The following is a 13,402-nucleotide window of genomic DNA, read 5'->3' as shown; positions in this document are numbered from 1 at the left end:
GGACGAGACCCTTACGAAGGGAGATCGGCTTGGGAGAGCGCAGCAAGATCGAGTGGACCGATTCCACCTGGAACCCGGTGACCGGCTGCACCAGGGTCTCCGCGGGCTGCGACAATTGCTACGCGTACACGCTGGCGCATGTCCGTCTCGCCAGCGTCTACCTCCGCCAGCTCCCGGTAGTGCGTAGCGAACAGAACGACGCGGACCCGTTCGCGGTGCGCCTCTGGCCTGCACGCCTGGGCGATCCCGCGCGCTGGCGCGAGCCGCGGATGGTGTTCGTGAACAGCATGTCCGATTTATTCCACGTGGACGTGCCGGATGCGTTCGTGCGACAGATCTTCGAGGTGATGCTCAGGGAAAGTCGCCACATCTACCAGGTTCTCACGAAGCGGCCTTCGCGCGCCGTGCGGTGGTTCAAGCTGAACCGGGACCTTTTCCCAGCCGGCGAGATCCCGTCGCACATCTGGATGGGAACGAGCGTCGAGAATCAGGATGTCGACTACCGCATCGCGCATCTGCGCCAACTGCCGGCGCGGGTGCGCTTTCTCTCGTGCGAACCGCTGATCGGGAGGTTGGACCTCGACGGATTACTGGAAGGCATCCACTGGGTGATTGCCGGCGGCGAGAGCGGCGCAAATCACCGCCCGATGCAGCCGGAGTGGGTCACGCTGGTCCGCGACCGGTGCGACGAAGGCAACGTCGCGTTCTTCTTCAAGCAGTGGGGCGGCCGCACGCCCAAGGCCGGCGGGCGCATGCTGGACGGCGAAACGTGGGACGGGATGCCCACTTCGTTGAGAGAAAAACCCGCTGAATTGGCTGCTGTAGCCTAAAAGAGGGAAGTTTGCTCAGTGGCGGACTTCACGGCCTTCCGCCAGAGGTCGTAGCCACGCTCATGTTTGCTGTAGAAGGCCAGATAATAGAGTCCGACATTGCTGGCGTCTTTCAAGGTGACGGTCTGGATATCCGTATCCTTCGGGCGTACATAGCCAATCCCCTGCATCGCGGCCGTAAACGCGTTCGTAAGCCACCTCGCGAACGGCATCCCCTCCCGCTCAGCCGCAGCCCACTCCGGCCGCCAGTCGTCTCGCCCGAGCAGCCTCAAAATCTTCTTGTTCCCCTCGCGAACGTACGTGGCGAGGTTCCGGCGCGCATCCATCTGCACAGCCAGCAAGACCAGCACGTCCATCCGCCTGTTCGTCGAGAGGCGCGCCAGCTGGCTGAAGTTGAAGTCGATGTCGTAAGGATCGACGAAGCAGAAAGTCAGCGTGCTGCGGCGCGGGATAAGCTCGTCCACCGCCACGATGTCATCCAGATTGGCATCGAGATTCAGCACGTGGACGCCATCCGAACGGATCCGGTTCGCACGCGTGCGCAGTGCCTCACATTTCTCGGGGTTCTTTTCGCAGAAGATCAAGCGGCTGAACTGGTCACGGACACTGAGCGCGAGCAGCGGGGAGCCCAGCAGCCACTCTCCGGTTCCACGCACGCGGTTCTTCCCCGCACCGGCGAACAGGTCGACGTAGACCCGCTGCTCGTGCGCGTTCTTCATCCCCGTCGTGAAGATGTTCAGGTAGGTCCACAGCCGAAGGTTCTTCTGCTTCGACCATTCACCCACCTCGGGCGCGAGCAGCTCATCCGGCTCCGCCGGCGGAAGCTTCTGGTAGATGGATTCCATTGGATCGTCACGGGGTGGGTCTATTGAACCGTCACCGGACGGGGGATGTCACCCTTCCGGCGGCTTTCGCTGCGTGGCGATGCGGATCAGGGCGGCGACGCCGATCCAGAAGATGAAGAAGGCGGCGGGCCAGGCCAGCCAGCTCGGGAACAGGAACCCCACGGCCGAGACGAGGAAGAGCAGCAGCGCCACGATCGCGATCCAGCCGATGTCCTCGCTGCCGATCAGCCGCTCGCCGATGAGCGCGCGCACCAGCACCGAGCCGGCACGCGACAGGCGACCGAGCAGGCGCCCCAGCTCGGTGCCGCGGTAGGAGCGCGCGCGGGCCTCGCGGGCGGCGGCGCGTCCGGGCTTGTGCTCGTCGTGCGGGTTCTCCACCAGCACCCGCTCGGCCGTGCGGCGGTCGCGGTAGGGGCTGCGGGACACGCGCGAGCTCAGCAGCTTGATCTCCACCGAGCTGGCCAGGTCGCTCTCGAACAGCTCCTCCATCGCCGCGGCGAAGTGCCGGTCCGTCACCGCCACGTCGAGCTCCCAGTTGCCCAGCAGCGACGCCAGGTTCTGGTTGCTGCTCCCCACGCGCGACCACACGCCGTCGGCCACCGCGGTCTTGGCGTGGATCATCGGCCCCTCCCACTCGAAGATCCTCACCCCCGCCTCCAGCAGCGGCCGGTACCCCGCGCGGCTCATCCCCCCCACGATCGGCCAGTTGTTGAACGCCGGCAGCAGCACGCGCACGTCCACCCCGGTGCGCGCGGCCGACGACAGCGCCTCCGCCATGGCCGGGGGGACGAGGAAGTAGGGGTCGGTGATCCAGAAGCGCCGCTCCACCGCCAGCGTCAGGAACTGCGACAGCCGGTAGATGCGGGACTTGGCGGGCACCCCCTCGACCACGCGCACGGAGACGTCGCCGACGGCGCGGGCGCGCTCCGGGTCGGGGATCTCGCCCGGGGGGAGCGGCGCGCCGGCGATGGCCCAGGTGCGCGAGAAGGCTACGTCGAGGGCGGCGGCGACGGGCCCGCGGAACTCGGCGCCCGTGTCGCGCCAGGCGGGGATGCCACGCTCCGGGTGGCCCGCCCACTCGTCGCCGATGCACATCCCCGCCACCGACGCCCAGGTGCCGTCGACGGCGACGACCTTGCGGTGGTCGCGGCGGAGGAAGCCGAGCGGGTTCGTGGCCCGCGGCGGGGCGAAGAAGCGCACCTCCACCCCCGCGTCGCGCAGCGGCTTGAAGAAGCGCCCGGGCGTGGCCCAGCACCCTATCCAGTCGAACAGCGCGCGCACCTTCACCCCGTCGCGCGCGCGGTCGCACAGCGCCTCGCGAAAGCGCAGCCCCGTGCGGTCGCCGCGGATGATGTAGTTCTCCAGGTGGATCCAGTCGCGCGCGCCCTCGATGGCCGCCAGCCAGGCGGGGAACGCCTGCGTGCCGTCAACCAGCAGCCGCGCGGTGTTGCCGCGCACCTGCGGCGCGTCGGTCGCCCGCTCCATCGCGCGCTCGGCGTAGCGCACCAGCGTGCGCACCGCCACGGAGTTGCCCTGCGGCGGCGGCATGCGGTGGTGCACGTACACGGGCTGCGGCGGCGGGACGGTTTCGCTCACCTGGGGAGTGCGTGAGTGCGGAAGTGCGGGAGTGCGCCCGGCATCCATACCATCCCTGTACCAGTGCGCCCGGCTGTCCGAATGTAGGAACGAACGAAGGGGGATGGAAGCAACCGTCGCGCCGCGGACGGGAAAGCGGCCCCGCGCAGGTCGCGCAGGGCCGCTTCGCCGGATCGCGAGTGGCGATCGGATCTCAGAGCACGTGCAGCGCCTTCAGCGCCACCATCAGCATCGTGGCGAAGGCCGTGGTGACCTTCACCGGCTTCTCCGCGAACACCGAGCCCCACCACCCCTCGGGCGTCTCCTCCATCCGCGCGACCTCCTTCGTCTCCATCTTCACCTGGTCCCAGCGAATGATCGTCCTGCGGTCCGAATACAGGGCGACGCGCGCGGGCGCGCCGCAGACCAGCTGCACGAAGTACTGCAGCGGAGCGACGAACACGAGCCATGCCAGCACCGCCACGACGAACGCGGCCATCACCGGCGCGCCGAGCAGGACATCGAACACGGAGACGCGGCCGCTCCGCGACCTCCACCCCGTGCCGAGCGTCAGCAGCGTCACGCCCATGAGCTGCAGGTACGAGCCGAGCTGGTCCAGCGGGTTGGTGCCGATCAGCCCCGTGTGGCGGTCCATCTGCTCGCCCCACACGATCGCGGCAACGGCCAGGGTGAACGACAGCTTGTCGGCGTTCGCGCGGTACCAGCCCAGGTAGTCTGCGCCCAGCCACTCGGCGAAGATCCAGCGATTCAGGGCGATGAGGCCCGCGAGCACGGCGAAGCCGAGGAGGTGGCGCAGGACGGACGCGAGCACGGGATGGCGGCCGGCGAACGGGAGGGTGGTGGCGGTGCTCATGGGAGGACGGGGAGGATGTGAACGGATGTTGGTCACGCAATCGAAGGGATAAGGGCGAAGGGGCTCCGGTCAAAGGCTTTCGTGACGAGGTCGGCGGACGCCTACGCGGCGAGCACGCGCCGCAGCGTCGCCAGCGTCTGCGCGCCGTAGCCGCCGCCGAAGAGGGTGACGTGGGCGAGGAGATAGTACAGTTGGTAGATGTCGCGCCGGATCTCGCGATAGCCGGGGCGCAGCGGCCACGCCTCGGCGTACGCGCCGTAGAAGCGCGGATCGAAGCCGCCGAACAGCTCCGTCATCGCCAGGTCCACCTCGCGATGGCCGCGGTAGACGGCGGGGTCGATCAGCGCCGGATCACCCGACGCGGAGAGGACGTTTCCGCCCCACAGGTCGCCGTGCAGCAGCGACGGCGCGTCGTGCCCCACGTCCGCCAGCAGCCAGGGGAGACGGGCGAAGAGGCGATCCCACTCCCCGCGCGGCCCGGTGTCGCGCCCCGCCTCCGCGGCCAGGCGGAGCTGCGGGAGGAGGCGGCGGTCGCGCCAGAACTCCGCCCACGTCGCCGCGGATTCGTTCTCCTGCGGGAGCGCGCCGATGAAGTTCGAGCGCTCCCATCCCCATCCCCCCGCAACGCCCGCGCGGTGGAGTGCCGCCAGTCCCCGCCCCAGCCGCTCGCCGAAGTCGCGGCCGCGCTGCCCCGGCTCCAGCCACTCGAGCGCGATCCAGCATCCTCCTGGACTCACGCGGAGACGCGGAGACGCGGAGGTGCCACCATCTTCCTCCGCATTCTCCACGTCTCCGCGAGAGGCATCATCTCCATCGTCGATTGCGACGACGGCGGGGATTCGCAGCGCATCGCCCGCGGCGGCGCGGAGGGCGCGCAGCCCGTCGGCCTCCGCGGCGAAGAAGCCGTCGGGCGCGGCGGGATGATGCTTGAGGAAGATGGCGCCATCCCCCGTCTCCACCCGGTACGTCTCGCTGATGCACCCGCCGCCGACGGGCGAGACGGAGCGGATCGCTCCCACCCGCCGCTCGACGGCGGCGTGCACGGCGGCGGGAAGCGTCACCGCAGCCCGCGCTGGGTGGCGATGCGCGCCAGCAGCCCGGCGCACGCGCGCTCCACGATGTCGTGCACGTCCTCGAAACCGCGCGGGCCGCCATAGTAGGGGTCGGGCACATCGAGCGACGCCGCGCCGGGCTCGAACTCGCGCAGCCGGCGGACCTCGGCGGTGCCGCCGGTGCTCGCGTGCAACTCGTCGAGCGCCTCGCGGTTCTCCGCGTCCATCGCGATCACGTAGTCGAAACGGCGCAGATCCGTCGCCGTCACCTTGCGGCTGGCGCCCGTGAGCGCGATTCCCCGCCGCCGCGCGGTCTCGGCGCTGCGCCGGTCTGGCGGCGCGCCGCGATGCCATCCGCTCGTCCCCGCCGAGTCGATCTCGAAGCGGTCCGACCATCCCCGCTCCGCCACCAGGTGCCGGAACACCGCCTCCGCCAGCGGGCTCCGGCAGATGTTGCCCAGGCATACGAACAGCACGCGGATCGGCTGCCACGTCCCGTCGTCCACCAGCTTCAGCTGCTCCATCTCGTTCTCTCGTCCCGTTCTTCGTTCGACGTGCCGCGCGGCATCGTACAACGGCACGGGGCGCGCCCGCCACCCGGCGGACGCGCCCCGTCGTTCGTCGCCAGCGAGGATGGTCAACCGCCGCGCATGGGGCGGATGGAGCGGAGGACCAGGCCGACGCCGCCGCAGAGGAGCACCAGCATCATCACCACCGCGAACAGCGGCGTGTGCTGGAAATAGACGTTCAGGTTGGAGATGATCCCGGCGATGATGATCACCACGCCCACCAGGATCAGCAGCTTGGCCAGGAGCGAGCGGCCGTCGTAGAACAGCATCCCGATCCCCAGCATCAGCGGGATCAGCGACAGCCCGAAGCCGCTGTAGCCCCAGATCTGCCACGCACCGCTGACCACCGTCACCCGGCTGGTGAGGAGGTACGCGCCCGCCGCCGCCATCGCCACGCCCACGAAGAAGGTGGCCACGCCGCCCTCGGTGCCGCCCGCGCCGCGCCGCTCGTGGGACGAAAGCTGCTCTTCCATCGCTCGTTCGCTCCTTCGGAGAGAAGTGTCGGCGCCGTCATCCGGCGCGCTCGTCGACCGATCCATCGAATCCCGCAGCTCGTTCTGCCGCAGGCGCTTACGATACGAGGAGATGCCGATCCGCGTTTCACCGCCGGCGGAGTCGGCACGGCGGTTGCCCCGTTCAGCGTCGGACCCTCAAGCGAAAGGGATTGGCCATGGGTATCCTGATGTGGATCCTGGTGGGGCTGATCGCCGGCGTGCTGGCGTCGGTGGTGATGGGCGGGATCGGCTACGGGCTGATCGGCGACATCATCGTGGGCATCGTGGGCGCGTTCGTGGGCGGCTGGCTGTTCAGCCTGCTGAACGTGGGCACCCCGTTCGGCGGCTTGGCAGGCACCATCTTCGTCGCCTTCATCGGCGCCATCGTGCTGCTGTTCGTCCTCCGCCTCCTGGCCGGCGCGGGGCGACGGCGCTACCCCTGAGCCGCGCCGCCGCCGATCTCCCGGTCCCCGCCTACGACTTGGCCCCGCACTCGGGGCAGAACTTGGACGAGGTGGGGATCTCGGCCTCGCACGAGCCGCAGGTGCGGGTGAGCGAGACGGACGTGCCGCATTCGGGGCAGAATTTCGCCTTCCCGACGGGCGCCCCGCAGTCGCGGCAGCTGACCACGCGGTCGGTGAGGTCCGCCTGGCTGACGGTGGCCTGCGCATACGCCTCCTCGCGGGCGCGGCTCAGCTTGGCCTCGCGGCGGATGGCCGAGAGCTCCGCGTCCAGCCGCGGCACGCACACGGTGCACACGCCCTCGTCCTCGTTCCAGCAGTTGTCGCAGTAGTGGTTGGCGCAGCGCGCGCAGCGGTGGAAGTGGTCGCGCGCCTGCGCCACCGCCTTGCGCAGGGCGTCGTCGTGCGCCTTGCTCCACCCCGCGCCGCGCAGGTTGCTCACCGCGTTGCGCGCCGTGCCGAAGAACCCGCCGAACAGCCCCTCGGCTGCGCCCAGCAGGCTCTCCGCCGTTCCCGCCGCGTAGCGGTCGAACGGCGAGCGCCACGCCTCGCGGCAGTGCTCGCAGAAGAACTCGAACTGGAAGCCGGTGTCGGTGGACAGGTCGTTGTAGTTGTCGCTGAACTGGATCTCGCTCATCGGTCGAGCCTCGGGCGGAGTTTGACGGGGATGGTGCGGGCGGCGCGGGGGAAATCGCCGTGGAAACCGTGTGGAGTCAGGAAGATACAAACGCACGGCGGCCCCTACAAGTCGCCGCGCGGGACGATTCACCCGCCACCCGCCGATCTCCCGGCGCCACGGTCCCGCCTCCAGTCGCGCACGCTGATCCACCACGACACGAGCATGTAGAAGACGGGGAAGACGAGTGACGTGAGCAGCCACGGCCGCGGCGGCCTGGCGACGTCGAGCAGGACGAGCACGAGCACGGCGGCCCACGCAGCCGCGAAGACGGCCGTCCAGCGGTTGAGCGCGCCAGGCTGCGAGGGATACAGGTACTTCGCGGGGACGAACGTCAGCGCCGCCAGCCCCAGCAGCACCGCCAGCGCAACATCAGGCGCCGGGCGGAGATGGTGGAGGTAGAAGGCGACCACGTTCCAGTACGACGGAAACCCGCGGAAGTAGCCATCCTCCGTCTTCGCGTCGACCTGCGAGAAGCCATAGGCGCTGGCCAGGAGCGGCACCAGCAGCCATGGCGCCTGCTCCGGGCGCAGCACGCCGCTGCGCCACACCAGCAGCAGCGGCAGCGAGGTGTAGGTGTGGAAGTCGGTGATGTCGTCCAGCCGCCGCCCGTCGAACCCCGGCAGCACGCGCTTCACGCCCACCGCGCGCGCCAGCGTCCCGTCGCTCGCGTCCACCACCGTCGCGGCGAGGAGGAGCAGGAACGCCGCGCGGATGCTCCCCGCGTCGCCGCGCACCGCCAGCACCGCCACGATCGCCGCGGCGACCAGCCCCAGCGCCGTGTACGCGTGCACCCCCCACGCGAGCAGCGTCCGCGCCTTCACGGAACGACGACCGGGACGAGTCCGGAGATGTGCACGATCGCTCGGGGATCGAGAGATGATCGAGCGGGAGACGGCGCCGCTGCTCGTCGCAAGCGGCGGCGCCGGCGACGAGGATCAGGCGGTGCCGTGGCCGGTGAGCTGGCGCCCGCCGATGACGTGGACGTGCAGGTGCGCCACCGTCTGGCCGCCGTGCGGACCGGTGTTGATCACCGTGCGGTATCCGCTCTCCGCGACGCCCTCCTGCCGCGCCACGTCGCGCGCGGCCAGCAGGAGGCGGCCCGCCAGCTCCCCATCCCCATCCTCCAGCGCGGCGACGGAATCCACGTGGCGGCGGGGGATCACCAGCACGTGCACCGGCGCGGCGGGGTTGATGTCGCGGATGGCGATCCAGTCGTCGCCCTCCAGCACACGCTGCGACGGGATCTCGCCCGCCACGATCCTGCAGAAGATGCAGTCGCTCATCGCTCGTCCGTCCCGTGGGGTTGATCGGCGTCCGAGCCCCGAAAGTGCGGAGCCCAGCCGGGCTCCACAAGCCCGGCCGGGCGCAATGCGTCCGATCCCGCTACGCGTCAGTCGCGCACGCCGGGCGGCAGCGGCTCGAACTCGGCGCCGCCGCTTCCCGCCGAGCCGAACTTCGGCGCGGCGAACCCGTGCTCGTCCACGGTGAACGGCGGGTTTTCCTCGCCGGCGCCTTGTGCCGCGTGGACGTCGCCGTAGCGCGCCGGGTCCGCGAGGAACTTCTCGCGGCACGCCTCGGAGCAGAAGTAGTGCGTGTGGTCGCCGTGCTGGACGCGCACGGCGGTCTCGGTGTCGACGTCCATCCCGCACACGGGATCGCGAGCCGTGGCCATGGTTCTCCTCCAGGGAAACAGGTCCGCGGCGAACTCGCTGCATCGTCCGCGCCGCACCAACGACGAAGCGGCACCGGAAAGCTCCGGCGCCGCTGTGGCGATCGCGATCTGCGCGGCCGCGACCTACTTCTTGCCCCGCCTGCCGCCGGGAATATACGCCGGCCGCAGATACGTGACGTTTTCAGCCGTGAGCCTGCGGCGCGTCTCCTCGTCGAGCAGGATGAGCTCCGCGTGTAAAACGGCGCCTTCGCGCGAGATTACCACGGAACGCAGAGGCGCTCGAGTCTCCTTGGAACGGGGCTCGCTCATCTGTACACCTCGTTGACGTAGGTGGCAATTCCGCCGGACGCATCCAAGATAATCTTCTGAAGCTCCGGCGTGAAGAACTCTGTGTCGTTTGAATCCAGGTAGACAACGGCGACGACCACGAAGCCCGAATCGAACACCGGCACCGCCATCCACGATCTCCTGTCCGAGCTCAGCCTGCGCGCGTCGTGCTCGGTGTACGCCCACTCCCGCACGAGCTCGTCGACGAACTTCTCGTGCTCGTCGCTCCCGCGCGTGACCGCGACGACCGCTCTGGCGCGAACGGCCTTTCCGATTACGCCGGAGCGGATGGAGAACTTCCTGCCCGGCCCGCCGCCCTGTCCGCCAACGTAGGGAAGCAGCTGCTCCAGCTCTTCGGCGGCCATTCCGCTGCCGCTCGGCGGAACGACGCGGTGGACCGTGACGCGCAGCCGGCCACCGTCACGCGGACCGATCCCCGCGCGCGTACTCACGACGCCGTACAGCACGTGGAGCGCGCCAAGAAGCCCGTCGTATTCCTCCCGCCGCTTCTGCTCGCGGTCCTGGGCGTACGCGTGGAGGATCTTCACGACGCTGGAGACGAGCAGCCAGCCGATTGCCCCCACCAGCAGCCAGCCGAGGGTGCGCCGCTCCGGGTCGCGGATGTTGACGAGCGCGGTGACGGCGGCGGTGAGCACCGGCGGAATTACCGCCAGCAGCTCGACCACCGCCTTCCGCTCGTAGAAGCGACGGCGCCTTCTCCCGGGGATGCTCGTCATCCTGGGGATCATCAAGGGGCAGACATGAAGCTCGGGGCGCGAGAATCATATCTACCCTTTGCTGCGGCCAACAGGCACACAAAGTGAGCGCCCTTCGCGCCTAGTCAGCCACCGCCGGTACAGTGTGATTCCTCAACCGTCGCGCAGGAAGGAACCGGCCTCGGAAAAGAGATGCAGCGCAAGGAGATGCGCGGTCGTAGGTGGGCGTCCCGGATGGGACAGGGTGACCATGTCTAGGCCAAAAATCACATCGGCAGAAACGACGAAGCGGCGCCGGGATCTCGGTGCCGCTCCTCCGTCAGCAGCGCATCGTCAGCTACGCTTCGGACGCATCCCCCAAGCCTATCTTCAAGCCCGTCACAATGCTGGATATCCGCGGAGTCAGATGCGGCGCGTTTTAGTCGGATCGTGGAATCCATGGAGAGTCTCCCCCCACCTGCTTTTCGTTGAATCGCCTCGGTTCTGGCAGTTTGTTCCCGAGTCGAAAGTATGGGCGAGAGTTCCCGCGGTGGCGGTGTTCTGGCGATGGGGTTGACCACTATTGCCGATTTCGACTGTAGACCCCACCTTCTTCCATGAAAAGCCAAAACCATGGCCAAAGTAGCCAGACCCCCGGCGATGACCGGGAAGGAAAGCTCGCCACCACGTGGAAGTACATTCCCGTGGAGCAGCTTCGGGAGGGAACCATCGAGCTCGTCGCGCGCTTCAAGCTGCGCGGCGTGGCCAAGATGGCGGAGATGGCGAAGGATACCGTCCGCAAGTTCGTGAACGGAAAATCTCAGCCGAACTTCTCCACCCGCAAGAAGCTGGGCGAGGTCCTCCTGGATTACTTCGGGGGTGGAGTCATGCCTGAGCCCAGGGAAGAAGACGAAAAAGAGTGGAAGCTGCGTCCGCGGCTGATCGACCTGCTCCCGAAAGGCGAGGGGAACGCGCGCGCCGCCATCTCGCTGCTCTTCCAGTTCGCGCGGGCATTCCCGGACGAGGCGCCGAAGAACCTCGCCGAGATCGAGCACTGGTTCGATCTGCAGGTGCGCGGAGAGTACGCGGCCGAACGGCACTTCAGCGAGATCGCACGCGAGGCGAACGCGCAGGAAGTCGGCCGCGCCAGGCGCCAACGGCAGTCGAAACGATCGGAGAAGAAGGAGCGGGACTCCGACGAAGAGTAGGCAGTCAAGCAACGCAGACGAGCGGCCCCGGAGAACCGTCTCCGGGGCCGCTCGACAATTCACGTGGGGCCGAAGAACGGGCCCCGGCTCAATCGATTGGGCGCAGGAGCGCGCTCCACCATTCCTCTTCCTCGTCCACCTCGGCCACGCGGAAGCCGGCGGCCTCGGCGTCGCGCACGACGTCGGGAGATTCTACGCGGAGGATGCCGCTCACGATCAGCCGCCCCTGCGGCGAGCCGGCGAGCGCGCGATGAAGCGCGGGCAGCAGCGGGCGGATCACCCCGCTCAGGATGTTCGCGAGGACGAGGTCGAACCGCCCCAGCTCCGCCAGCACCTCGTCGTCCGCCAGCCCCTCGAACAGCGTGACCCGGTCCTCCACGTCGTTCTTCTCGAAGTTTTCGCGGGCGTTGAGGTTGGCGTCGGGGTCGTACTCCACTGCAATGGCCTCGCGCGCGCCCAGGCGCACGGCGGCGATGGCCAGGATCCCCGAGCCGGACCCCACGTCGAGCACGCGGTCGCCCTTGCGCAGGGCATCGTCCAGCAGGCGCAGGCAGCCGCGCGTGGTGGCGTGCTCGCCCGTGCCGAACGCCATCTGCGGGTCGACGTCGATCACCACCTGGCCGGGTTCGGCCTCCCACTCCGTCCAGGTCGGCTTCACCACGATGCGATCGGTGACGCGGCGCGGGCCCAGGCCGCGCTTCCACTCCGCGGCCCAGTCCTCGTCTTCCTGCCACCGCCACTCGATCTCCAGCTCCGTCCCCTCCGGCAGCCACGAGGCCAGCTGCTCGCGCGCCTCGGCGGCGAAGGCCTCGGCGTCGTGCGGCGGGAGGAGCCAGGTGGTGGACCAGCCGTCGCGCTCCTCCACCGCGGCGCCGCCCAGCGCGAGCAGGCCGTCGGCGACCAGCCCCGCCAGCTCGGGCGAGGGGCCGCGGACGGCCAGCACCAGCCATCTGCGCGGGTCGATCACGCCGCGAACGCGTCCTTCACGCGTTCCCAGAAGCCCTTCTGCCCGTGCCCGGCCCGCTCCGGCGCCGGGCCCTCGAGCTCGGCCAGGCGGCGGAACAGGTCCTGCGCCTCGGGCGAGAGCTCGGTGGGCGTCCACACGTGGATGCGCACGTGCTGGTCGCCCCGGCCGCCGCCGCCCAGGTGCGGCAGCCCCTTGCCGCGCAGCGTCAGCACGTCGCCGCCCTGCGCGCCGGCGGGGATGCGCACCTTCTCCTCGCCGTACACGGTGGGAACGTCGACCTCCTGCCCCAGCGCCGCCTGGCTGAACGAGACGGGGAGATCGTAGAAGAGGTCGCTCCCGTCGCGCACGAAGCGCTGGTCGTCCTCCACCTCGATCACCACCAGCACGTCGCCGCGGGGGCCGCCGCGCGGGCCGGCGTTGCCCATCCCCCGCAGCGTCAGGTAGTTGTCGCTGCTGACCCCGGCGGGGATCTCCACCTCCAGCGTGCGCTCCGAGCGCTCGCGGCCGTCGCCGTGGCACTTCTTGCACGGGTTGCGAATCACCTTTCCCTCCCCGCCGCAGGTCGGGCACACGGAGGCGGAGACGAACTGGCCGAAGACGCTGCGCTGCACGCGGCGGATCTGCCCCGTTCCCTGGCAGCTCTCGCAGGTCACCGGGCCGCCGGTGTCGGCCGAGCCGGTCCCCTGGCATTGCGAGCAGGGGTCCAGCGCCTTGACCTTGAGCGTCTTGCGCACCCCGCTGGCCACCTCGGCCAGGGTGATGCGCAGCCGCACCTGCAGGTCCTTCCCCTTCTGCACGCCGCCGCGGCGCCGGCCGCCGCCGAACAGGTCCTCGAAGCCGCCGAAGCCGCCGAAGTCGCGCATGAAGATGTTCAGCGCGTCCTCGAAGCCGAAGCCGCCGCCGTAGCCGCCCGCGCCCGCCCCGGCGCCGCGCTTCACCCCCGCGTGGCCGAAGCGGTCGTACGCGGCGCGCTTGTCGCCGTCGCGCAGCACCTCGTACGCCTCGGTGGCCTCCTTGAACTTCTCCTCGGCCTCCTTGTCGCCCCCGTTGCGGTCGGGGTGATACTGCAGGGCCAGCTTGCGGTACGCCTTCTTGATGCTCTCTCCGTCGGCGTCCTTCGCCACGCCCAGGATCTCGTAGTAGTCTCTCATCAC

Annotated in this window: 17 protein-coding genes; 3 read left to right on the top strand and 14 right to left on the bottom strand. The window is 69.4% G+C overall.

The features are described 5' to 3' along the window. Window positions 1–29: 29 nt before the first annotated feature. Entirely contained in the window at window positions 30–830 is an 801-nt protein-coding gene (locus VF092_31365) for a phage Gp37/Gp68 family protein (GenBank protein HEX6751836.1), read from the top strand. On the opposite strand, the gene tcmP is transcribed toward VF092_31365, so the two are convergent. From tcmP to VF092_31335, 6 genes are all read right to left on the bottom strand, one after another. Further along, on the bottom strand, window positions 827–1,675 hold the full coding sequence (gene tcmP / locus VF092_31360; GenBank protein ID HEX6751835.1) for a three-Cys-motif partner protein TcmP: 849 nt from the start codon (window positions 1,673–1,675) through the stop codon (window positions 827–829). The two genes, VF092_31365 and tcmP, sit on opposite strands and share 4 nt — an antisense overlap. Window positions 1,676–1,723: 48 nt before the next feature. Then, window positions 1,724–3,271, bottom strand: a complete 1,548-nt coding sequence (locus tag VF092_31355) for a phospholipase D-like domain-containing protein (protein HEX6751834.1) — start codon at window positions 3,269–3,271, stop codon at window positions 1,724–1,726. Window positions 3,272–3,464: 193 nt separating this feature from the next. Beyond that, the gene (locus VF092_31350; protein HEX6751833.1) at window positions 3,465–4,124 is read right to left on the bottom strand and encodes a hypothetical protein; all 660 of its coding nucleotides are present in this window, start codon (window positions 4,122–4,124) and stop codon (window positions 3,465–3,467) included. Between the two features lie 101 nt (window positions 4,125–4,225). Further along, window positions 4,226–5,185 (bottom strand): fructosamine kinase family protein, encoded by a 960-nt coding sequence (locus VF092_31345; protein HEX6751832.1) that lies wholly within the window; start codon window positions 5,183–5,185, stop codon window positions 4,226–4,228. Beyond that, window positions 5,182–5,700, bottom strand: coding sequence for a low molecular weight protein-tyrosine-phosphatase (locus VF092_31340; GenBank protein ID HEX6751831.1), 519 nt, complete (start codon window positions 5,698–5,700; stop codon window positions 5,182–5,184). The genes VF092_31345 and VF092_31340 overlap by 4 nt, the downstream gene beginning before the upstream one ends. A 113-nt stretch (window positions 5,701–5,813) precedes the next feature. Continuing rightward, complete coding sequence (locus tag VF092_31335) at window positions 5,814–6,218, bottom strand: hypothetical protein (protein ID HEX6751830.1); 405 nt, start codon at window positions 6,216–6,218, stop codon at window positions 5,814–5,816. Window positions 6,219–6,415: 197 nt separating this feature from the next. Between VF092_31335 and VF092_31330 the strand changes: the two genes are divergently transcribed. Then, complete coding sequence (locus VF092_31330; protein ID HEX6751829.1) at window positions 6,416–6,682, top strand: GlsB/YeaQ/YmgE family stress response membrane protein; 267 nt, start codon at window positions 6,416–6,418, stop codon at window positions 6,680–6,682. Between the two features lie 31 nt (window positions 6,683–6,713). Here the strand turns inward: VF092_31330 and VF092_31325 are convergent, their stop codons facing one another. From VF092_31325 to VF092_31300, 6 genes are all read right to left on the bottom strand, one after another. Next, entirely contained in the window at window positions 6,714–7,337 is a 624-nt protein-coding gene (locus VF092_31325; protein HEX6751828.1) for a zinc ribbon domain-containing protein, read from the bottom strand. A gap of 128 nt (window positions 7,338–7,465) precedes the next feature. Then, window positions 7,466–8,200, bottom strand: a complete 735-nt coding sequence (locus VF092_31320; protein HEX6751827.1) for a hypothetical protein — start codon at window positions 8,198–8,200, stop codon at window positions 7,466–7,468. Window positions 8,201–8,314: 114 nt separating this feature from the next. Continuing rightward, window positions 8,315–8,662 carry a histidine triad nucleotide-binding protein gene (locus tag VF092_31315; protein HEX6751826.1) on the bottom strand — a complete coding sequence of 116 codons (348 nt, stop codon included), beginning with the start codon at window positions 8,660–8,662 and terminating at the stop codon, window positions 8,315–8,317. Between the two features lie 107 nt (window positions 8,663–8,769). Continuing rightward, the gene (locus tag VF092_31310) at window positions 8,770–9,051 is read right to left on the bottom strand and encodes a YHS domain-containing protein (GenBank protein ID HEX6751825.1); all 282 of its coding nucleotides are present in this window, start codon (window positions 9,049–9,051) and stop codon (window positions 8,770–8,772) included. Window positions 9,052–9,174: 123 nt separating this feature from the next. Further along, on the bottom strand, window positions 9,175–9,360 hold the full coding sequence (locus VF092_31305; protein ID HEX6751824.1) for a hypothetical protein: 186 nt from the start codon (window positions 9,358–9,360) through the stop codon (window positions 9,175–9,177). After that, complete coding sequence (locus VF092_31300; GenBank protein HEX6751823.1) at window positions 9,357–10,115, bottom strand: hypothetical protein; 759 nt, start codon at window positions 10,113–10,115, stop codon at window positions 9,357–9,359. Before VF092_31300 ends, VF092_31305 begins: the two co-directional genes overlap by 4 nt. A gap of 575 nt (window positions 10,116–10,690) precedes the next feature. Between VF092_31300 and VF092_31295 the strand changes: the two genes are divergently transcribed. Continuing rightward, window positions 10,691–11,281, top strand: coding sequence for a hypothetical protein (locus VF092_31295; GenBank protein HEX6751822.1), 591 nt, complete (start codon window positions 10,691–10,693; stop codon window positions 11,279–11,281). Window positions 11,282–11,369: 88 nt separating this feature from the next. Here the strand turns inward: VF092_31295 and prmA are convergent, their stop codons facing one another. Beyond that, the gene (prmA, locus tag VF092_31290) at window positions 11,370–12,248 is read right to left on the bottom strand and encodes a 50S ribosomal protein L11 methyltransferase (protein ID HEX6751821.1); all 879 of its coding nucleotides are present in this window, start codon (window positions 12,246–12,248) and stop codon (window positions 11,370–11,372) included. After that, on the bottom strand, window positions 12,245–13,399 hold the full coding sequence (gene dnaJ / locus VF092_31285; protein HEX6751820.1) for a molecular chaperone DnaJ: 1,155 nt from the start codon (window positions 13,397–13,399) through the stop codon (window positions 12,245–12,247). Before dnaJ ends, prmA begins: the two co-directional genes overlap by 4 nt. Window positions 13,400–13,402: the final 3 nt, after the last annotated feature.

Source organism: Longimicrobium sp. (genome assembly GCA_036377595.1).
Classification (GTDB): Bacteria; Gemmatimonadota; Gemmatimonadetes; order Longimicrobiales; family Longimicrobiaceae; genus Longimicrobium.
The sequence above is the reverse complement of the archived record's forward strand: the minus strand, read 5'-3'. Positions and strand labels throughout refer to the sequence as shown.

What these genes read in the sequence shown, in the direction of transcription:
- VF092_31330 (HEX6751829.1), top strand. Translation starts at nt 6,416, where the DNA reads ATGGGTATCCTGATGTGGATCCTGGTGGGGCTGATCGCCGGCGTGCTG.
- VF092_31325 (HEX6751828.1), bottom strand. Translation starts at nt 7,337, where the DNA reads ATGAGCGAGATCCAGTTCAGCGACAACTACAACGACCTGTCCACCGAC.
- VF092_31310 (HEX6751825.1), bottom strand. Translation starts at nt 9,051, where the DNA reads ATGGCCACGGCTCGCGATCCCGTGTGCGGGATGGACGTCGACACCGAG.
- VF092_31350 (HEX6751833.1), bottom strand. Translation starts at nt 4,124, where the DNA reads ATGAGCACCGCCACCACCCTCCCGTTCGCCGGCCGCCATCCCGTGCTC.
- VF092_31340 (HEX6751831.1), bottom strand. Translation starts at nt 5,700, where the DNA reads ATGGAGCAGCTGAAGCTGGTGGACGACGGGACGTGGCAGCCGATCCGC.
- dnaJ (HEX6751820.1), bottom strand. Translation starts at nt 13,399, where the DNA reads ATGAGAGACTACTACGAGATCCTGGGCGTGGCGAAGGACGCCGACGGA.
- VF092_31335 (HEX6751830.1), bottom strand. Translation starts at nt 6,218, where the DNA reads ATGGAAGAGCAGCTTTCGTCCCACGAGCGGCGCGGCGCGGGCGGCACC.
- VF092_31315 (HEX6751826.1), bottom strand. Translation starts at nt 8,662, where the DNA reads ATGAGCGACTGCATCTTCTGCAGGATCGTGGCGGGCGAGATCCCGTCG.
- tcmP (HEX6751835.1), bottom strand. Translation starts at nt 1,675, where the DNA reads ATGGAATCCATCTACCAGAAGCTTCCGCCGGCGGAGCCGGATGAGCTG.
- VF092_31305 (HEX6751824.1), bottom strand. Translation starts at nt 9,360, where the DNA reads ATGAGCGAGCCCCGTTCCAAGGAGACTCGAGCGCCTCTGCGTTCCGTG.
- VF092_31300 (HEX6751823.1), bottom strand. Translation starts at nt 10,115, where the DNA reads ATGACGAGCATCCCCGGGAGAAGGCGCCGTCGCTTCTACGAGCGGAAG.
- VF092_31295 (HEX6751822.1), top strand. Translation starts at nt 10,691, where the DNA reads ATGAAAAGCCAAAACCATGGCCAAAGTAGCCAGACCCCCGGCGATGAC.